The organism is Methylomonas sp. EFPC1 (assembly GCF_016925515.1).
Taxonomy (GTDB): Bacteria; Pseudomonadota; Gammaproteobacteria; order Methylococcales; family Methylomonadaceae; genus Methylomonas; species Methylomonas defluvii.
The window spans coordinates 122,490-141,866 of sequence record NZ_CP070494.1; the positions used below are offsets into that span (position 1 = coordinate 122,490).

At 52.7% G+C, this 19,377-nt stretch carries 16 protein-coding genes; 11 read left to right on the forward strand and 5 right to left on the reverse strand.

Annotated elements, in window-relative coordinates; translation table 11 throughout:
- Window positions 1–2 precede the first annotated feature (2 nt).
- Window positions 3–1,025 (reverse strand): asparaginase domain-containing protein, encoded by a 1,023-nt coding sequence (locus JWZ98_RS00560; protein ID WP_205452543.1) that lies wholly within the window; start codon window positions 1,023–1,025, stop codon window positions 3–5.
- A gap of 56 nt (window positions 1,026–1,081) precedes the next feature.
- Between JWZ98_RS00560 and JWZ98_RS00565 the strand changes: the two genes are divergently transcribed.
- The 6 genes from JWZ98_RS00565 (at window position 1,082) to phoU (ending at window position 8,445) form a co-directional block, all read left to right on the forward strand.
- Window positions 1,082–1,627 carry a dihydrofolate reductase gene (locus tag JWZ98_RS00565; RefSeq protein WP_205452544.1) on the forward strand — a complete coding sequence of 182 codons (546 nt, stop codon included), beginning with the start codon at window positions 1,082–1,084 and terminating at the stop codon, window positions 1,625–1,627.
- A gap of 80 nt (window positions 1,628–1,707) precedes the next feature.
- Window positions 1,708–2,697, forward strand: a complete 990-nt coding sequence (locus JWZ98_RS00570; protein ID WP_033156877.1) for a phosphate ABC transporter substrate-binding protein PstS family protein — start codon at window positions 1,708–1,710, stop codon at window positions 2,695–2,697.
- 216 nt (window positions 2,698–2,913) lie between these two features.
- Entirely contained in the window at window positions 2,914–5,193 is a 2,280-nt protein-coding gene (locus tag JWZ98_RS00575; RefSeq protein ID WP_205452545.1) for an ABC transporter permease subunit, read from the forward strand.
- Window positions 5,190–6,845, forward strand: coding sequence for a phosphate ABC transporter permease PstA (pstA, locus tag JWZ98_RS00580; protein ID WP_205452551.1), 1,656 nt, complete (start codon window positions 5,190–5,192; stop codon window positions 6,843–6,845). The genes JWZ98_RS00575 and pstA overlap by 4 nt, the downstream gene beginning before the upstream one ends.
- 36 nt (window positions 6,846–6,881) lie before the next feature.
- Window positions 6,882–7,715 (forward strand): phosphate ABC transporter ATP-binding protein PstB, encoded by an 834-nt coding sequence (gene pstB / locus JWZ98_RS00585; RefSeq protein ID WP_205452552.1) that lies wholly within the window; start codon window positions 6,882–6,884, stop codon window positions 7,713–7,715.
- A 10-nt stretch (window positions 7,716–7,725) separates the two neighbouring features.
- A complete protein-coding gene (gene phoU / locus JWZ98_RS00590; RefSeq protein ID WP_033156873.1) occupies window positions 7,726–8,445 on the forward strand; it encodes a phosphate signaling complex protein PhoU in 720 nt (239 codons plus the stop codon).
- Between the two features lie 186 nt (window positions 8,446–8,631).
- Here phoU and JWZ98_RS00595 read toward each other — a convergent pair whose 3' ends face one another.
- The 4 genes from JWZ98_RS00595 to JWZ98_RS00610 all read right to left on the reverse strand — a co-directional run bounded on the left by JWZ98_RS00595 (window position 8,632) and on the right by JWZ98_RS00610 (window position 12,885).
- Window positions 8,632–9,174, reverse strand: coding sequence for a YfiR family protein (locus tag JWZ98_RS00595; protein ID WP_205452553.1), 543 nt, complete (start codon window positions 9,172–9,174; stop codon window positions 8,632–8,634).
- Between the two features lie 27 nt (window positions 9,175–9,201).
- Window positions 9,202–11,190, reverse strand: coding sequence for a TonB-dependent receptor (locus JWZ98_RS00600; protein WP_205452554.1), 1,989 nt, complete (start codon window positions 11,188–11,190; stop codon window positions 9,202–9,204).
- A gap of 99 nt (window positions 11,191–11,289) precedes the next feature.
- A complete protein-coding gene (locus JWZ98_RS00605) occupies window positions 11,290–11,907 on the reverse strand; it encodes a class I SAM-dependent methyltransferase (protein WP_205452555.1) in 618 nt (205 codons plus the stop codon).
- 6 nt (window positions 11,908–11,913) lie between these two features.
- Window positions 11,914–12,885 (reverse strand): Tim44-like domain-containing protein, encoded by a 972-nt coding sequence (locus JWZ98_RS00610; protein WP_205452557.1) that lies wholly within the window; start codon window positions 12,883–12,885, stop codon window positions 11,914–11,916.
- A gap of 170 nt (window positions 12,886–13,055) precedes the next feature.
- On the opposite strand from JWZ98_RS00610, the gene JWZ98_RS00615 reads away from it, so the two are divergent.
- From JWZ98_RS00615 to JWZ98_RS00635, 5 genes are all read left to right on the forward strand, one after another.
- Complete coding sequence (locus tag JWZ98_RS00615) at window positions 13,056–13,421, forward strand: hypothetical protein (protein WP_205452559.1); 366 nt, start codon at window positions 13,056–13,058, stop codon at window positions 13,419–13,421.
- A 127-nt stretch (window positions 13,422–13,548) separates the two neighbouring features.
- Window positions 13,549–14,859 carry a TolC family protein gene (locus tag JWZ98_RS00620; RefSeq protein WP_205452561.1) on the forward strand — a complete coding sequence of 437 codons (1,311 nt, stop codon included), beginning with the start codon at window positions 13,549–13,551 and terminating at the stop codon, window positions 14,857–14,859.
- Window positions 14,856–15,947 (forward strand): efflux RND transporter periplasmic adaptor subunit, encoded by a 1,092-nt coding sequence (locus JWZ98_RS00625; protein WP_205452563.1) that lies wholly within the window; start codon window positions 14,856–14,858, stop codon window positions 15,945–15,947. The genes JWZ98_RS00620 and JWZ98_RS00625 overlap by 4 nt, the downstream gene beginning before the upstream one ends.
- Window positions 15,947–19,006: a CusA/CzcA family heavy metal efflux RND transporter gene (locus JWZ98_RS00630; protein ID WP_205452565.1), complete on the forward strand. Its 3,060-nt coding sequence runs from the start codon at window positions 15,947–15,949 to the stop codon at window positions 19,004–19,006. The genes JWZ98_RS00625 and JWZ98_RS00630 overlap by 1 nt, the downstream gene beginning before the upstream one ends.
- Window positions 19,006–19,311 (forward strand): DUF3240 family protein, encoded by a 306-nt coding sequence (locus JWZ98_RS00635; RefSeq protein ID WP_101052728.1) that lies wholly within the window; start codon window positions 19,006–19,008, stop codon window positions 19,309–19,311. Before JWZ98_RS00630 ends, JWZ98_RS00635 begins: the two co-directional genes overlap by 1 nt.
- Window positions 19,312–19,377: the final 66 nt, after the last annotated feature.

Here is a 19,377-nt window from a genome sequence, read left to right on the forward strand (position 1 = left end):
CTCTAATTACCCAGTTGCTCGTGGGCCAAGTTCTGTGCCAAATACCCAGAAATTGCCTGCGGCGTATCGAAATTGCCGTAAGCCAATAACAATTTAGCGTAAGCCGCTTCCAACGACGTATTCCAGATCATTTCCGCGCCCGCATCCAGTAGCTCGCGAGTCGAGGCGTATGCGCTTTCCGAATATAACGCCGGTGCCAGATAAATTTTGATGCCTCGCCTCGTGCAGCGTTTGACGAATTCCACCAAGCTGTATTGCTCTCCTGCTGCGGCGGAGGCGCAAGCCGTCCCGGAGTGATAGAGGTCATGTAGTACGGCATCAATGTTATCGAGATTGTAAGCAGAGTAATCCAGACCGGGGTAAGGCTTGATCAGTAAAATACGTTTGGAAAAGTTGGGCTTCAGCGCAATTGGCGAATGTGTGTAGATTGCCGAATTTTGCAGGGAGTGGAAGCGTGCGTTCTCGAAGCACATCCAGGCCTGCGACTGCACGCTGATAAAATCGCTACTTAAGGGCAGGCAGGACGATAGTCGACTGCCGAGATGAATCAGCGCCGCTTGGCCTGGATTGCGATAAGGCACAAACACCCCGGCCAAACCAATTTGGCGGATAAATTCCACCGCACACAAAAAGTTCGCCACGCCGTTGGCTTGCGGGTTATCCAGCGGCAAATCACTGGAAACCAGCAGCAGCGGAATCGACAAACCATTAAAATACAAGCTCAGCGCAGCGGCGCTAAAGGCCAGGCTGTCGGTGCCGTGGGTGACGATGATGCCGTCGAATTGGCTTAAGTCCTCGGCTTCAATCGCGGCGATGATTTGCGGCCAGTGGCTGGGATGCAGGTTTTCGCTGAGAATCTGCACGGGCTGCAAGGTCTTGAAGTTAACCGAATCCGGCTTGGCGTCTTGTTCGGTAAAGCATTGCAATAACTTAAAACCGGCGCTGCCGTCGGTATTGATGGTGTCGCCGCTGAGCTGCGAACCGATGGTGCCGCCGGTAAATACCAGCAGGATGTTTTTCTTCATAAACGATGGTTTCTAGTATGATGTTTTGCTCACAAAGCCCATCTTAAACACTCCGCATGAAAATATCACTGATCGTGGCGATGGCCAGTAATCGCGCCATTGGCCTGAACGGCCAAATGCCCTGGCATCTCTCGGCCGACTTGAAACGCTTCAAACAAATCACCATGGGCGCGCCGATCTTGATGGGGCGTAAGACGTTTGGGGCCATCGGTCGGCCCTTACCGGGACGGGAGAATATCATTATCAGCCGCGACCCGAGTTATCAACAACCCGGTTGCCGAGTGTTTGGCGACATCGATAGCGTGCTGCAATGCTATGCCGATAGCCCGGAGCTATTCGTGATTGGCGGCGCCACCTTATATGAAGCGATGCTGGCGTATGCCGATTATTTGTATCTGACCGAAATCCATAACACCTTCGAGGGCGACACCTTTTTCCCGGAGATTGATGCCAGGCAATGGCGGGAGCTTGCCAGAGAGGACGTTGAAAATGATCAAACCGTTGATTTCAGCTACAGTTTTTTAAAGTTGGAAAACGTCCGGCCTGGCTTGAGTGAAGTGCTGGATTTGCGCGGCCGCTCAGGATTCGGTGCGTTGTCATAAAACTGTCACATTTGCTTCATACTATTGTCACGCTAGGTTGGCAATATGAATCTTAAGTTTTAAACATTTCGAGAAAATATATGAAAAATACATTCAAGCTGAAATCGCTGGTTTTAGGATTTGGTTTTGCATCGGCCGCTTTAGTCGGCGGCGAAGCTGTGGCGGCTCCCGCGACTTTGGACCCCGCTTTGCCCGAATACGCGGCAGCTAGCGGCGTGTCCGGCAATATCTCCAGCGTTGGCTCGGATACTTTAGCTAACTTGATGACCTTGTGGGCCGAAGAATTCGGCAAGATTTACCCTAACGTCAACATTCAGATTCAAGCAGCCGGTTCTTCAACCGCGCCGCCGGCTTTGACCGAAGGTACCGCTAACCTGGGTCCGATGAGTCGGAAAATGAAAGACAACGAAATCGACGATTTCGAAAGCAAATACGGATACAAACCCACTGCGATTCCGGTTGCTATCGATGCGCTGGCGGTTTTCGTCAACAAGGACAATCCGGTTAAAGGCTTGAGTCTTCCGCAAGTGGATGCGATCTTGTCTTCAACCCGTAAATGCGGTTATGCCACTGACATCACCACCTGGGGCCAAGCCGGCCTGACGGGCGGCTGGGCAAACAAACCTATTCAGCTGTATGGCCGTAACTCGGTTTCCGGTACATACGGTTTCTTCAAAGACGAAGCACTGTGCAAAGGTGATTTCAAAAGTAACGTCAACGAACAACCCGGTTCCGCGTCGGTCGTGCAATCGGTTACGACGTCGGCAAACGGCATCGGTTATTCCGGTATCGGTTACTCCACCTCGGGCGTAAAAGCCGTGCCGCTGGCGCTGAAAGACGGCCAGCCGTTTGTTGAGGCCACTCCGGAAAATGCCACATCCGGCGCGTACCCGCTGTCTCGTTTCTTGTACGTTTACGTGAACAAAAAACCTAACGAGCCGCTGGCCCCCATGGAAAAAGAGTTCATCAAAATGGTGTTGTCCAAAACCGGCCAACAAGTTGTGATCAAAGACGGCTACATTCCATTGCCAGCCAAGGCAGTCGAAAAAGCTCTAACTCTGATTCAGTAATTACATCAGCCAAGGATGCCTGATAAAGGGACAATTCTGCATGGATGCAGCAAGGGATTGGCTAATACCAACAATGTCATTGCCCCTCTCGCCAAGTAATGGTGGATGATCTTGTATACTATCAAGCCGATAATTCTGTAGTTTTATCGGCTGTTTTGTCTCTGAAGGCGTTGCGATTGTTCGGCGCCGCTTTTTGTTAACTCACGATACCTAGTTATGACTGAAGTCCATTCCACTCAAGCGAAAGCCACGCTGTTTCAGACGGCGACCAGTGAGCGCTATCAGCGTTGGCGGCTAGTAAAGGACAAAATGGTGGCTCGCGGCGTCGTAGCCGGTGGGTTGAGTATTATCCTGGCGGTGGTGTTAATCTTTTTCTATCTGCTGTATGTGGTTTTCCCTATACTGATGCCCTCCCACGCGGAAGTGGTCGGCCGTTACGATGTGCCCGAGCAGGTGCTGGGCAATACCGTTTTCCTGTCGATGGAAGAACAGAACGAAGTAGCGGTGCGGTTTACGGACACCGGCAAAGCGATATTTTTTAGCGTTGCTACGGGTCAACTGATTCGCGTGGATACCCTACCTATCCCCGAGCAACTACAAATTACCAGTTACGCGCATGGCGGTGTCGATAAAGGCGTGATTGCCTTTGGTTTATCCGATGGTCGTGCCGTGGTCGTCAAGCATGATTACAAATTGTCTTATCCCGGCGGCAAGCGGGTCATTACCCCCGCTATTCAATATCCCTTAGGGGCCGAACCGCTGGTGGTGGATAAGCAAGGCCAGGCGCTCACCAAGCTGGCGGTGAAGTTAGGCGATAAAAACAGCACTTTGCTGGCTAAAACTGCTGATAACCGTATGGTGCTGAGCAGTCTTAGTAAAAAAGAATCGCTGTTCGACGATGAAGGCACTTGGGAAGCCACCGATTCACTGGTTGAGATGGCCGCGGATGACGTGGATTTTATCCTGTTGGATAAAGAGTTGCGCAACCTCTACCTGGCCAGCCGCGCAGGGGATTTGACTGTCGTCGATATTCTCGACAAGAGCAAGCCCGAGATTAAACATAAATTGAACGTGCTGAACCAGGGTGTGCAAATCAGCAGCATGGAGTTTTTGAACGGCGATATTTCTCTGCTGATCGGCGACACCAGCGGTGTGATGGCGCAATGGTCAATGGTCCGCGACCAGCAAAACCATTTCAGTATCGAGAAGCTACGGGCGTTTAAAGTATCCGACGCGCCGATTATTACCATCAATCCGGAACAGCGCCGCAAAGGTATGCTGGCGGCTGACGCCAACGGCGAGATCGGCATTTACAGTTCCACCGCCGAGCGGGAATTGATCAAGGAAAAAATTGCTGGCGGAAAACCTGTTGCCGTCACCTTATCGCCGCGCGCCAATGCCATGTTACTGCAAACCGAAGACGGCAAAATCAATCATTGGTCTATCGAAAACGAACATCCGGAAGTATCGTGGCGTTCGTTATGGCACAAAGTCTGGTACGAAAGCTATCCAAAACCGGATTACATTTGGCAATCCTCGGCGGCCAGCAACGATTTCGAACCGAAAATGAGCTTGACGCCGCTGGTGTTCGGCACCTTAAAAGCTTCGTTCTACGCGATGCTGATGGGCGTGCCGTTGGCCTTATTTGGAGCGATTTATACCGGCTATTTCATGGCGCCCAGCGTGCGGCAGTACGTAAAGCCGGGCGTGGAAATCATGGGCGCCTTGCCGACCGTGATTTTGGGCTTTTTAGCCGGCTTGTGGCTGGCACCTTTCGTGGAAGCCAATCTCACCGGGATTTTTGCATTATTGATGGTTGTGCCGCTGTCCGTGATGATTTTTGCCTATTTCTGGCAATTTGTGCCGGAACAAACCCGCCACAAAATCCCCGACGGCTGGGATGCGGTAGTACTGATTCCTGTGGTGATATTCGGCGCCTGGCTGGCTTTTCAGTTAAGTCCGACTATCGAAGCCTTGTGTTTTAAAGGCGATCTGCGCACCTGGATGCGCGAGGAATTTGGTATCGGTTACGACCAGCGCAACACCTTGGTCGTCGGTTTGGCCATGGGTTTTGCGGTGATTCCGATGATTTTCTCCATCGCCGAAGACGCGATTTTCAGTGTGCCCAAGCATTTGACCACCGGCTCTTTGGCGCTGGGTGCCACGCCTTGGCAAACCATGACCAAGGTGGTGTTGCTGACTGCCAGCCCCGGTATTTTCTCAGCGATCATGATCGGTTTCGGCCGCGCGGTTGGGGAGACGATGATCGTGTTGATGGCCACCGGTAATACCGCTGTTATGGATTTGAGTATTTTCCAGGGTCTGCGCACACTGTCGGCTAACATCGCGGTGGAAATGCCGGAATCGGAAGTCAACAGTACCCACTATCGGGTGCTGTTCCTGGCGGCTTTGGTACTGTTCATGTTCACGTTTGTAGTCAACACGCTGGCTGAAGTCATTCGGCAGAATTTAAGACAAAAATACAGCTCATTATGATTAAAGCATGGTTTAAGAGCGGTTCGCCCTGGATATGGATGACCGCCGGCGCGGTCAGTTTGAATCTGATATTGGTGGTGGGCTTGCTGCTGCTGATTGCGGTCCGGGGCTTGGGGCATTTTTGGCCGGCCGACATAATCGAATATCGCTATCAAGATCGCGATGGCCCGGAGAGTTCGATTATCGGTGAAGCGGTGGCCACCTCGCTATTACCGGCCGCGCAAGCCAGGGCCGCCGGCCATGAGTTGTTGGATAACGGCGAATACCTGGTGCAGCATCTGATAAAAACCGGTAACCGCGATATTCTCGGTAGCGATTTTCGCTGGATTCAGCAGCAATATATTCACAGCCAATCCACGCCGGATGATTTGATCATGGTCGAACGCCGTGAGTGGGGCAATTTCTACGGCCGTTTGCTGGCGGTTAAGGAAGACGGCGCGGTGATTGCGCAAGGCGAGCAGGCCTGGCAGGTGGCGCAACAAAAACTGGCGACAGTGTTGGAGCAGCACGACGAAATCGATAGTTTACAAGACCATGAAGTCGGGGCGATCAACTATGAATTGGAGCGCTTGCGTTTGAAGCAACGCGCGCTGGAACTGAAAAATGCCTGGAACGATGCGGCCAAACAGGAATTTGCCGCGCAAAAGCAGACATACGAAAAACAATACCAAGCCATCCAGCAACAAATCGGCAAGTTGAGCAAGGAAAGCAAACGCTACAGCCTGGTGGTGGCGGAAGCCGGACAAAAAGAAATTAGTCTGCCCTTGAATCGGGTGGTGAAAATGACCCGCCCCAACACGATGAGCGGGCTGGACAAATGTATCGAATATGTCGGTAATTTCGCCACGTTTGTCAGCGACGAACCGCGTGAAGCCAACACCGAGGGTGGTATCTTTCCGGCTATTTTCGGTACCGTGTTGATGGTGATGCTGATGGCGGTCGTCGTCACGCCGTTCGGCGTCATCGCGGCGGTTTATCTGCGCGAATATGCCAAGCAGGGCTTTATCACCCGCGTGATCCGCATTGCCGTCAATAACTTGGCCGGCGTACCGTCCATCGTTTACGGCGTGTTTGGCTTGGGTTTTTTCGTGTATATCATCGGCGGTAACATCGACCGCCTGTTTTTCCCGGAAGCGGCGCCGGCGCCGGTCTTCGGTACGCCGGGCTTGCTGTGGGCGTCGCTGACGCTGGCCTTGATGACCTTGCCGGTGGTGATCGTCGCCACCGAGGAAGGTTTGTCGCGGATACCCAAATCGATACGTGAAGGCAGTTTGGCGCTGGGCGCAACCAAAGCGGAAACACTGTGGCGCACGGTATTGCCGATGGCCAGCCCGGCGATCATGACCGGTTTGATTCTGGCCGTGGCGCGCGCCGCCGGCGAAGTAGCGCCCTTGATGCTGGTAGGCGTGGTGAAACTGGCGCCAACCTTACCGTTGGACGGCAACTTTCCTTATCTGCATCTGGACAGAAAGTTTATGCATTTGGGATTTCATATTTACGACGTCGGCTTCCAGAGCCCGAATGTCGAAGCGGCCAGACCTTTGGTTTACGCGACGTCGCTCTTATTGGTGATGGTCATTATTGGTCTGAATATGTTCGCTATTTCGATACGTAACAATTTGCGGGAAAAATACCGCGCCCTGGAAAATTAAATTCGCATATCCATCCGGAAGACTGGACCCTATATCATGACAACAGCCCAAAAGAATACCCACGCCATTGACATTAGCGCGTTGAAAAGGGAAGACAGAAAAAGCGCCGAGCAATTGGAAACCTGCATCAAAGTTGAAAATCTGGATTTGTTTTACGGCCAGAAGCAGGCTTTGCATAGCGTGAATATGGAAATGCCCCATAAGAAGGTGACCGCCTATATCGGCCCCAGCGGCTGCGGCAAATCCACCTTATTACGCTGCATCAACCGGATGAATGATCTGGTCGACGGCGTCAGCATCAAAGGCAAGATTCTGCTGGATGGCGAGGATATTTACGATAAATCGGTAAACGTCGCGGCTTTGCGCCGGCGCGTGGGCATGGTGTTTCAAAAACCCAATCCGTTTCCGAAGACCATTTACGAAAACGTGGCATATGGGCTGAGGATTCAGGGGATTAATGACCGGCGCATCCTTGATGAAGTTGTGGAAAAGTCCCTACGCGGTGCCGCGTTATGGGACGAGATGAAAGACCGCTTGAACGATAATGCCTTGGGCATGTCGGGGGGGCAGCAACAGCGGCTGGTCATCGCCCGCGCCATTGCTATCGAGCCGGAAGTGATTCTGCTGGACGAACCGGCCTCGGCGTTGGATCCGATCTCGACGCTAAAAATTGAAGAGTTAATCAACGAGTTAAAAGAAAAATACACGATAGTGATCGTCACCCACAACATGCAGCAGGCGGCGCGGGTATCCGATTTCACCGCTTTTATGTACATGGGCGAATTAATCGAATTTGGTGAAACCAGCGAGTTGTTTACCAATCCGGCAAAAAAACAAACTGAAGATTACATTACCGGCAGGTACGGCTAGGAGGTAAACAATGGATAACAGCAAAATCAAATCGCACATTTCCCGCCAATTCAACGAGGAGATGGAAGATATTCGCAACAAGGTGCTGACCATGGGCGGCCTGGTCGAGCAGCAAGTTGACCTGGCGACCAAGGCTTTCATGGGTAACGACATGGAAAATGCCGAAAAAGTGGTGCTGCAGGATCAGTATGTCAACGAGATGGAAAAAGACATCGACCACGAATGCACCGAAATCATGGCCAAACGTCAGCCGGCGGCTTTTGATTTACGCATGTTGATCGCCACCATCAAAATCATTACCGACCTGGAACGGATTGGCGACGAAGCGGCGCGTATCGCCAAAATGACCATGCGTTTGGAAGGCGCTGATTATTATCAAGACAAGTACTACGAAATCGAACATCTGCTGAACTTGGTCAAGGATATGCTGAACGGCGCGCTGGATGCCTATGCCAGAAACGATGTCGAAGAGGTGATTGCTATCACCGAGCAGGACGCCAAGGTTGACCGGGAATACACCAGTATCACCCGGCAGTTGATCACGCAAATGATGGAAAACCCGCGCAACATCACCCGAGCTCTGGATATGCTATGGGCTGCGCGCGCGCTGGAACGGATAGGCGACCACTCCTGCAACGTCTGCGAGCAGGTGATATACATGGTGAAAGGCAAGGATGTGCGTCATCTTAGCCGCGAAGAATTGGAGCGTACTGTTAATTCGGCTCGCTAGCGATAAGGTCAATTTGATCCAGGGTAACGGTTAATCCTTTACCCTGCTTTACTGATTTAGATACTTGGGGGTGCTGCTCATCAGTTTCAAAATCATTCGACGGCGCCGATGCAGATCCTTGCGCAGTGGTGAGTTCAGTAACTCATCAAGCCATGTTCAAAATTGCCCGGAAATTGCTGCCGGCAGCTACTCAATCAGTCGCGAACTGCGCAATAGCTTGGAACTAATCGTCAAACCTGTTCGCGTTACATTTTTCAGTTGTATGACCGGTTGAACCCGAAGGCCGTCATTAGCCAGTCGGATCATGCCGCCCCGGTGTTCGAAATCGGTAATATCGCTGACCGTCAACACCGGAAACGGCCTGACAAACTCCAGGGTCGCCGCGAGAATTCTTTCCTGTTGTGCCGGAATATAAATCACCTGGCATTCGTGCAATTGTTCGGGTATTGGGTCGATAACCATCTGCATCGGTAGATCGTTTACGTGCTCACCTTCGATCAGCTTGGCCAGTACGCCGGTGACCGGCGAATTGGCGTAACTGCAAAACAAAAATTCCTTGTGGGTGGTCGGCCAAGTCACGAAATAGGCAAAGTTATATAAGTACGCCGCTTTAAGTTCCGTCTCGTTAAAGCGCGGTTCACCCGCTGTGCCCGATGATTGCAGCGGCGGTAAACAGGCCAACAACAGCATTAACAGGCACCGCCGCGCAACGACGCCGCTGCTTGTCAAAACGCTGTGTAGGCTTGTACGCCGCATCTAGTAGCGTACCGTGGCTTTAAGGTAATAATTGCGTTCAACTTCGCTACTGATCACCGCGTTATCTATATTGGGGCTGAATTCCAGGTGCCGGTTGTCCAGCAAATTCTGCGCGCCGACAGCCAATTCAAAATGCAGATTCGGCTGCCAGCCCAAGCGCAGATCCAGCCGATGATAGGCCGGCACCTGATTGATTAGGTGGTCGGTGTAATACCAATGCGCATCAAATTCCAATTGATACGGCAGATTGAAGTAGGAACTGAGGTTGAAACGGTTGCGGGCGCTATTGCCTTCAGCAACTGTTGCTGCGCTATCCAGGCTGCCGTCGCGCTGGTGCAAGGCAATTGCAAACAGACTGTAACTACCTTGCACGCGCCAGCGTTCAGACATCCGCCAATTCAATGCGGTTTCCCAGCCGTAGGCTTCACCTTTTGCCTTGTTGGCAATCAGAAACGGGATAGTGATGTTATCGCCGTTTACCAGCGGTGTTTGCGGTTCGGTGGTGCTTAGTCGGCCGTAATCGCTATAAAACAGCGTTGTATCCAGGTTAAAGATGTCGTTCGGAAAAAAGCGGTAGCCCAATTCGTAAGTGATTGCGCTCTCCGAGTCAAAATTATCGTCGCCCAAGACGTTGGCTGTGGTTCCGGGGCCTACGTTGAATAAGACATTGACGTCGTGGTCGGCCCTGGCCGGTACGCGAACTGCTCTGGATACCGCACCCCACAAGCTGTGTTGTTGATTGGGCACCCACAACAGCCGCGCGGAAGGCTGGATCTCAAAACCGGTAAAATCGTTATGCTCGACTTTACTGCCGTATATCAAACGCAGTTCGTCTGCCAGAAATCGCCATTCGTCCTGAGCAAAGACGTTGAACAAGTGCACATCGCGTTCGGACGGATCGAAGTGAAGTAGCACCTGTTTTTGCTGAAGTTGATCGCTATTGAAGCGATAACCGGCCCCCCACGTTACGTGATGAGCGTGCCAATTGAAATCATGCTGTAAATCCAGGTCGAAGGTGCTGCGCCGATAATCCAGTCGGCTTTGGTTGCGGACGGCATGATCGAAATAACTGCGGATTTGTAGGCGGCTATCGTTTTCCAGGGTTTGTTGCCAACGTAACAGCAGGTTACCGCCATATTTTTTGGTGCTGTCGGGGCTAATGGGCGATGCCGGGTCGAGGCTATTCAGCGACTGCTGCATGTCGCCATTGAAATAGTCGCCCTGCACGATCAGGTTTTTGCGGGCGTCGGGGGTCCAATCGCTGCGAAAACCGGCGCGGCCCATGTCCAGGCTGTCATTGGCTTTTTCGCCGTTACCGAAATGAAAAGCCTCGCGATGATTGTATTTGCCGTAGACGCGATAATTAAAATCCGGACTGAGTCGGCCGCCATAACGAAAGGTGCCGAATCCGGGCTCTTCCTTGCTGGTGCCGCTTGACAGCAATACGCCTTGCGATTCCTGCGCGGAACGAGTAACGATATTGATGACGCCATTGACGGCGTTGGAGCCCCACAACGTTGCACCGGGGCCGCGAATCACCTCGATGCGGTCGATGTCTTCCAGCGGGTAGTCTTGCTCGTTCCAGTAAACGCCGGAGTTCAGTGGGTCGTAAACGGTGCGGCCGTCCATCATCACCAACAGCTTGTTGGCATTTATCCCGTTAAAGCCACGGCTACTGATCGCCCACTGATTGCCATCCACCCGCGCGACTTCCAGGCCGGGCACTTTGCGCAGCAGTTCCGGAATGGACTGCATCCCGGAACGCCTGATTTCTTCGTGGCTGATGACGAATACCGCCGATGGGGTTTCGCTGATAGGTTGTTGATTTTTCGAGGCGATGGAAACGGTGGTCGCACTCAGCTCTTGGAGAGATAAGGCCTTTAAATGGGATAGGGTGTCGTCCGCCCCGGCTGGGGCGGCTGCTTGCAGTGCAATACAGATAAGCGTCAAGCGCTGAGTGTTGCCCGTCAATTTTAACTTGTTTGCCATAACTTCCGTCTATTACGCCCGATTAAGCACGCGCGCATTGTAGACGCCGGCGATTGAATAGTAAAAACAGCCCCAATTAACGGCGCTGCGACGAAGGGTTTATTTGATGGCGCGGATCAGTTTGATCATGTCGCTGCTGGCGGGATCGACGAATATTTTTTGGAACGGGCAAGCTTGCACGCTTTTTAACGTCTGTCGGTTAATATTGGCGCCAAAAGTATTCAAAATCAGCGGGTTGAACAAATTCATCATCATCGCCAAAGCTTTGTTGGAACTTAAAACGTGTTCCAACAGCAGCACTTGACCGCCGGGTTTGCAAACGCGATAGAGCTCTTTCAGGCCTTTTCTGGGTTTCGGTACCGAACAAAACACAAAACTGGCGATGACCGTGTCAAAACTGTTATCGGCATAATCCAGCGCTTGCACGTCCATCAAAGCCAGATCAACCGCAATCTGTTTACGCAGTTGTTTGCGGCGGGCCATTTCCAGCATGTTCGGGCTGAAATCGATAGCAGTAATTCGGGCGTCATCAGGATAGAACGGGAAGTTTTTCCCCGTTCCGACCCCAACTTCCAAAATGTGGGCGCCGCTAGCCTGCGACCAGAGTTTTTTACGTAAACGGCGAAACAGCAAGCCTTCCAGAAAGCCTTCCAGGCCATCGAAATAAGGCGCAAGCCTATCGTAGCGCTGTCTGACTTTAGTGCTGTCCGCCGTCATGCCGGATTAATCTGCAAATTGCTGAATGCCGTCCAGGAACCAGCGGGTTTGATTGCTGTTGATGGGTTTGACGAAATGCCATACTTCTTTAATGGCTTCTGCCTTGCCACCGTCTTCGCTGATCAGCGCCTCGAACAAGACCACCGCTTCGAGTTCGGTGCCGGCTTCGCGGACATCAATTAATTCGGCGCTCAGTTTGAGTACATCGGTTTTATTAATATCATTGGATGCACGTAGTTGCTCTTGAATTTCTACAAATACCTTGTCGGTAGTTAAGCCGCGGATTTCCGCCAAGTCGCGTCTATCCCAAGCTGCTTGCAGGTAGCGGTAGGCACTTTCCGCACCGCTTAAAAACGCGCGCTGATCGAACCCGGCCGGCAAGTTGTTTGCATCGAAACTAGCGGCTTGTTGATAGTTATTATTGCTTGATCCTGCTGTTCTGCCTTTTTTGAACAGCACATCGGTATCGAAACCCGAGCCGCCGGCTGCCGGTTGCTGGTTCTCGCGATAATAGTTTTGCGATTCCGCTGGTTGCGAGTGCGCGGGCCCATAACCGGCAGGCGCGGCGGGTTGCTGGCGTGATCTGGCCGCAAACACGCGGTACAGCAGATAAGCGACGCCGGCAAACAGCAGCATGTCCATTAGATTGATGTTTTCGAATGCGCCGCCGAAGAACAATGAGCCCAATAATCCGCCTAAAGCCAAGCCGCCCAGCATGCCCATCAGGCCGCCGCGACCAGCCCAGTTTTGTCTGGCTGTTTGATTTTGTGCAGCCGCTTGTTGCTGGCTGGCCGAGCGGGTCGGCTGGCTGCTGGCTCCACTGGGAGAGGTAGAGCGTTGAAACGGTGTGCTGTAGCTCGGCTTGCTACCGAAAGACTTGCCGCCGCCCATGCGTTTAGCCTGCGCTTCCTGGACACTGCCTAGCAGTAAGGCCAGCGCAATGAATAATGTTGCCAAGGTACCGATCTTTCTGTTCATAGGTGTTTGCCTAAAGTGAATAAATGTATGCCGATATTCGGGGTAAAATCGCGTAATTCAAGTAGAATAGCCTTTCGCATGGTCCTATACAACCGCCGTCTACCGATTAACGACACCCCACAGACATTCTGAAAACATAAATGGTTGCATATTTGCGTCAATTTCTAGTTATGTTTTTGCTGCTTTTGCAAGTGGCAGCGCCGCTGGTGCATGCCCATATCGGTAGAGATGCCATGCAGGGCGGCCTGCATCTGCACGAATTCGAAGTACTGCATATCGATCATGATGGCGAACCCGCCTTGATGGCTGTCGATCACGATCTGCAAATTCAAAACAGTATTGTCAATTTGGGCTCTGCGATTAAACAGCAGCAATGGCTGGACAGGCTGGCGCCGGTTTTCTATCTGCTGGTCAGCGTGGTTGCCTATTTGGCGGTTACGCGGCAAATCCAAGTCGTTAAGTTTTCTCCGCACATACCGCTGTTCGCGCCCGACCCCGTACTTAGTCACAATCCATCCCGCGCGCCGCCGCTCTGAAAGGGGCTGGCTTCGCTGTCGAAGCAGGCTGGGTCAACACCTGGCAGCCCCTCGTCCCCAAAATTGGCCAAAAGCCCGTTAGGCGTTTGGTTGCTAGTTCTATTCAATTACTGCTTTGGAGTGCTCCATGAATGGATACCGTTATCTAAAATGCGGTTTACCTGTTTTACTGCTGGTTACGGCGCCTTGCCTTGCCGAAATGAATCCTGTCGGAGAGAGCTTGGCGGCGACCCGCGGCGAAATGTTTTCGGAGAATTTGATTGTCGAACACATGGATCCTATCGAAACCGATCCGTCGCTAAGTTTGTCGCAATTAGTCGAAATAACCGTGGAAAAATATCCGGATCGCCTGGTCGGCGAAGCCTTGGCCCAGGAAGCCAATGCCTTAGCCGAACGCAGTGACGCTTGGGTGGCCGGCTCTACGGCTGTTGGATTGAATTACATGGATGACCGAATTGCCGACGACCTGGGTTCGCGCGAAGCCTCTGCTCAAGTCGAAATCACGACTTGGAAATGGGGGCAACGCGATGCCGGTCAGGCGGTAGCGGAACGGGCCGGCGTTGCCGCGCAAAAGCAATCGGCGGCGGTTAAGCTGGAAGTCACGCGCTTGATCAGAGATGCTTTATGGAATATGGAAATTGCCAATATAGGTTTGCAACAGGCGCAAAATGCCTTGTCGATTTCCGAGCAATTGATGAAGAAAGTCGAGCGCCGGGTGGAATTGGGCGATTTGCCGCGCGCGGATTTGTTGCTGGCCAAGGGTGAATATCTGCAAAACCGGGGGTTGGTCACCCAAGCCGAAGCGGAAGTGATGCATAGCCGTAAAGCCTATGCCAGCTTGACTACCTTGTCGCGGGTGCCGGGCAATTATCAGGAAAAACTAAGCGATATTACCTCGGTGAGCGGCAACCATCCGATGCTGGAAGCTATCAACGCCATCATCGACCGGAAACAGGCGGAAATTGAATGGACCAAAACCACTGATCCTATCAATCAACCCAAACTCAGTGTAGGTGCGAAAAGCCAGCGGGATGGCCGCAGCGGGCAAGACATCGAGAGTGTTGGGGTCGGCGTGGTGATGCTATTTGGTGGCGATGCCTATAACGCGCCGGAAATCGCCAAAGTCAATCTGGAGCTGAACAATGCCAAAGCGCAACGTGAGCACCTTTACCGGCAATTGGAGAAAAATCTGCATGAGGCTGAGCATGCTCTGGAAGTGACGCGCGCCGAGCTGGCAATCGCCAATGAGTTGAAGCAAATCGCCGAAACCCATCTAAAAATGACCGAAATCAGCTTCTCGGCCGGCGAAATCAACTTGCTGGACCTCTTAAAAATCCAGGCTCGCAGTCTGGAAGCGATTCGCAATGCCAAATTGCAGGAGGTTAAATTACAGCGCAACATCGCTTTCTACAACCAAGCAGTAGGTGTACAGCCATGAGGCGGTTAATCTTCGGCCTGTTTTTGACGCAGGCGATAAGCGTGTTTGCTCAAGATACCCAGATCAAAATTACGCAGCAGCAGATCGACAATTTGGATATAAAAGTCGCGCAGCTAACCGCTAGCCAACAAATTCCGTTGTTTTACGCGCCGGGCAAAGTAGTGGTGCCGGCTGATCGGGAGGTGTTGATCAGTAGCAGCCAGCCCGGTTTGGTTACCCAATTGCCGGTCAATATCGGCGACAAGATCCATAAAGGTCAACTATTGGCGCAGTTGAACAGCCCAGAACTGGTTGGATTGCAACAAGCGTTTTTAACTGCTGCCAGCGAACTGAATTTATCAGGTCAAGAGCGCAGCCGCGATCAAAAATTATTGCAGGAAGGTGTGATTGCGCAGCGGCGCTGGCAGGAAACCCAGACGTTGCACAGCAGCAAATCGGCCAAGGCCGACGAGGCCCGGCAGTTGTTATTGTTGGCCGGCATGTCGGCCGCTGAGATTAAAAGTTTGGGTCAAAACCACAAGCTGGACAATCGTTTGACTATTCGCGCACCCATCGACGGGGTGGTCCTGGAGCGTCTGACCACTTTGGGCGCCCGCTTGGATATGCAGGCACCGCTGTATCGGATTGCCGATTTGTCCGAATTGTGGCTGGAAATCAATATTCCGCAGGAGCGCTTGAGCGGCATCAGGTTAGGCGATTCGGTGCGGCTGAAAGGCAGCGAGACCACTGCCAAAATTAGTCTGCTGGGCCAAAGCGTCAACTACGACAATCAGACGGTATTGGCCAGGGCGGTGATTGACGGCAAAGCCGAGGGCTTGCGCGTGGGACAGAACGTCAATGTGCAGATCATGCAAAATAGCGCAGAGACCGGCTTCGTCGTACCCAATACCGCCATTGCCCAGAACGAAGGGCGCGCCTATGTGTTTGTGCGTAATCAAGACGGTTTTGTGGTGACTGAAGTGACAGTCACCGGTAAACAGGATGCCAATTCCTTGATCAGTGGACCGTTGTCCGGCAACGAGCAAATCGCCATAAAAGGCGCGGTGGCCTTGAAAGCCAATTGGTTAGGATTGGGAGGCGACGAGTAATGGCGGGGTTAATTCGCTTTGCGTTGACTCAACGGCTACTGATTTTACTCGGCGTATTGTTGCTGGTAGGCGGCGGCTATTATGCGGTTAAACACATCCCCATCGACGCCTTTCCCGAGGTATCGCCGACGCAGGTCAAGATCATCGTCAAGGCCAACGGCATGACGCCGGAAGAAGTGGAAGCCAGAATTACCGCGCCGATTGAAGTTGAGTTACTGGGCATTCCGCATCAAACCATGCTGCGCTCGCTGGCTAAATATGCCATTACCGATATTACGCTGGACTTTGAAGAAGGCACGGATATTTATTGGGCCAGGCAACAAGTCGCGGAACGGTTGAACGCCTTGTGGAGTAATTTGCCGGAGGGTGTGCAGGGCGGTATCGCGCCGATGACCACGCCGCTGGGGGAGATGTTCATGTTCGCCATCGAGGGTGGCGATTTAACGCTGATGCAACGGCGAGAATTACTGGATTGGACCATCCGCCCTGCTCTGCGTACCGTCAGCGGCGTGGCGGATGTGAATGCGCTGGGTGGACTGGTGCGCAGCTTTGAAGTGGTGCCCGACAATATCCGCATGGCGTCTCGCAATATCGATACCGAGCAATTAAAAGCGGCTTTGCAAAATAATAACCGCAACGACGGTGCCGGTCGGTTGAGCGAAGGCGAGGAAGCGTTGATTGTGCGCGCCGAAGGCCGTATCAAGAACGAGCAGGATGTGAAAGCCATTGTAGTGGCGCAGCACGAGGGCCTGCCGACGCGAGTGGACGATATTGCCGAGGTCAGAATCGGCGCGTTGACACGTTATGGTGCGGTCAGCAAGGACGGTGACGGCGAAGCCGTGACAGCGGTCGTGCTCAGTTTGCGCGGCGCCAATGCTCGGCAAACTATCGAGCAACTGGAAAGTAAGATGGCGGAATTGCAACCAAGCTTGCCGGAAGGCGTGCGCCTGAATGTGTTCTACAACCGGGGGGTGTTGGTGGGCAAGGCGGTGAACACCGTTTCCAAAGCCCTACTGGAAGCCATTGTTTTGGTAGTGGTACTGCTGATTCTGTTTTTAGGCGATATGCGCGCGGCCCTGACCGTCGCATTGGCTTTGCCGTTGGCGGCGCTGGTGACCTTCATCCTGATGCACGCTTTCGGTATGTCCGCCAACTTGATGAGTCTGGGCGGTCTGGCTATCGCTATCGGGATGTTGGTGGATGGTGCGGTGGTGGTCGTGGAAAACGTGATTACGCAACTGGCCGATCATCAAAAGGCCGAGAGGTTACCGCGGCTGCATCTAATTTATCGCGCTACCCGCGAAGTAGCGGTGCCGGTGACGTCGGGCATCTTGATCATTGTCATCGTGTTCTTACCGCTGCTGACCTTGCAGGGACTGGAAGGCAAGTTGTTCGGGCCGGTGGCGATGACTATCGTGTTTGCCTTAACGGGCTCCTTGATTTTGTCATTGACGGTGATTCCGGTACTGGCATCGCTGTTGCTGAAACAGGTGTCGCATGAAGAACCCTGGTTGCCGCGCAAACTGTTGCAGTGGTATCAGCCTATTCTGGCCTGGTGTCTGACTAACAGCAAAAAGGTGTTTATCGGTGCTGGTGCGATGTTGGCGGCAAGCGTATTGGTCTTCACCCAGATCGGCAGTACTTTCATGCCGACGATGGACGAAGGCGACATCATCGTGCAGCTGGAAAAATTGCCGTCTATTACCTTGCTGGATTCGGTGGCCTTGGATGGCCGGGTGCAGAAAAACATCCTCGAGCATATCCCGGAAGTGCAGACCGTGGTTTCCAGGGTGGGTACCGACGAGCTGGGTTTGGACCCGATGAGCTTGAACGATACTGACACCTTTTTGATCCTGAAGCCCAAAGCGGAATGGCGGATGGAAACCAAGGAAGAATTGATCGAAGAAATCCGCAAGATTATGGATCACACCCCGGGCATAGCCTTCGGTTTTACTCAGCCCATCGAGATGCGGGTTTCGGAGATGTTAACGGGAACGCGCGGTGACGTGGCGATCAAATTATTCGGCGCCGAGCTAGATACGTTGAATCATAAAGCCGAACAAATCGAAGCGGTGCTGAAGACCATCCCCGGCGCCAGTGATGTGTTTACCCGTAAAAATGAAGGCATGCAGTTTCTGCAGTTGAGCATTGATCGAGAAGCTGCCGGCCGGTTCGGGTTGGATAGTAATAGCATCGAAGATATGTTGCGCGCGCAGATCGAAGGCGTGCAACTGGGTATTGTTCAAGAGGGGGTGAAACGCACGCCTTTGCTGCTGCGCGGCGACAGTAACACCGCCAACTTCGAGAATTTACAAATCAGTTTGCCGAATGGTGAGCATGTGCCGATTACCGCAGTGGCGAAAATTCAAGCGGTAGAAGGCGTGGTGTCGATAGACCGGGAAAAAGGCCAGCGTTTCGTGGTGATCCGCTGTAATGTTGAGGGCCGCGATTTGGTTGGTTTTGTTGAAGAGGCGCGCAAGGCGGTGGCCGAGCGTGTTCAATTACCCAGCGGTTTTCATGTGGCGTTCGGCGGTCAGTTTGAAAATCAACAACGCGCTTCCGCGCGTCTTTCCCTAGTGATTCCATTATCTTTAGGTTTGATATTTCTGTTGCTGTTTTCCACCTTCGGCTCGGTGCGGCAGGCGGTGCTGGTGCTGTCCAATATCCCGCTGGCCATGATAGGTGGGGTGTTCGCGCTGTGGTTGTCCGGTGAATATCTGTCGGTGCCGGCTTCAGTGGGTTTTATCGCCCTGCTCGGTATTGCGGTATTGAATGGGGTGGTGATGGTCAGCTATTTTAATCAGCTGTGCGCAACCGGTATGGAATTGTCGCGGGTGGTGATTATCGGTTCCGGGCGGCGGTTGCGGCCGGTACTGATGACAGCCAGCATCGCTGCCTTCGGCTTGATTCCGTTACTGTTTGCGTCGGGCCCCGGCTCAGAAATTCAGAGGCCATTGGCTATTGTGGTTACCGGCGGTCTGTTGTCCTCAACCTTGTTAACACTAATTTTGTTGCCGATACTTTACCAATTATTCGGTCGCCATCCGGAGCGTTGCTGATGAGTCACGAAGCGTTTTTACTGACAGTGAATGTGCCGCCCAGTCTGGAGGAAGCGCTGGTCGATTGTTTGCTGTCATTGGAATGGTCGCAGGGTTTCACCAGTTTTCCGGCCAATGTTCACGATCACAATCAGCAGGGTTTGTCGCTGGCAGAGCAGGTTGCCGGACATCAACGCAAAATTCGTTTTCAAATGTATGTCGAAAGACAAAACATTTCTGCATTATTGACTAAGCTAAAGGCGGATTTTACCGGTTCCGGCCTGCATTATTGGCTGGTACCGGCTATCGAACAAGGCATCATCTAAGCATAAAGCATGCAGAAAGCGACTGGGGATGCTACAGTTCGGACGAACAGCGGTTAATCATTTTTG

Bases quoted from the DNA above. Each gene is read 5' to 3' on its own strand.
- JWZ98_RS00560 (WP_205452543.1), bottom strand. From the start codon at position 1,025: ATGAAGAAAAACATCCTGCTGGTATTTACCGGCGGCACCATCGGTTCG.
- JWZ98_RS00565 (WP_205452544.1), top strand. From the start codon at position 1,082: ATGAAAATATCACTGATCGTGGCGATGGCCAGTAATCGCGCCATTGGC.
- JWZ98_RS00570 (WP_033156877.1), top strand. From the start codon at position 1,708: ATGAAAAATACATTCAAGCTGAAATCGCTGGTTTTAGGATTTGGTTTT.
- JWZ98_RS00575 (WP_205452545.1), top strand. From the start codon at position 2,914: ATGACTGAAGTCCATTCCACTCAAGCGAAAGCCACGCTGTTTCAGACG.
- pstA (WP_205452551.1), top strand. From the start codon at position 5,190: ATGATTAAAGCATGGTTTAAGAGCGGTTCGCCCTGGATATGGATGACC.
- pstB (WP_205452552.1), top strand. From the start codon at position 6,882: ATGACAACAGCCCAAAAGAATACCCACGCCATTGACATTAGCGCGTTG.
- phoU (WP_033156873.1), top strand. From the start codon at position 7,726: ATGGATAACAGCAAAATCAAATCGCACATTTCCCGCCAATTCAACGAG.
- JWZ98_RS00600 (WP_205452554.1), bottom strand. From the start codon at position 11,190: ATGGCAAACAAGTTAAAATTGACGGGCAACACTCAGCGCTTGACGCTT.
- JWZ98_RS00605 (WP_205452555.1), bottom strand. From the start codon at position 11,907: ATGACGGCGGACAGCACTAAAGTCAGACAGCGCTACGATAGGCTTGCG.
- JWZ98_RS00610 (WP_205452557.1), bottom strand. From the start codon at position 12,885: ATGAACAGAAAGATCGGTACCTTGGCAACATTATTCATTGCGCTGGCC.
- JWZ98_RS00615 (WP_205452559.1), top strand. From the start codon at position 13,056: ATGTTTTTGCTGCTTTTGCAAGTGGCAGCGCCGCTGGTGCATGCCCAT.
- JWZ98_RS00620 (WP_205452561.1), top strand. From the start codon at position 13,549: ATGAATGGATACCGTTATCTAAAATGCGGTTTACCTGTTTTACTGCTG.
- JWZ98_RS00625 (WP_205452563.1), top strand. From the start codon at position 14,856: ATGAGGCGGTTAATCTTCGGCCTGTTTTTGACGCAGGCGATAAGCGTG.
- JWZ98_RS00630 (WP_205452565.1), top strand. From the start codon at position 15,947: ATGGCGGGGTTAATTCGCTTTGCGTTGACTCAACGGCTACTGATTTTA.
- JWZ98_RS00635 (WP_101052728.1), top strand. From the start codon at position 19,006: ATGAGTCACGAAGCGTTTTTACTGACAGTGAATGTGCCGCCCAGTCTG.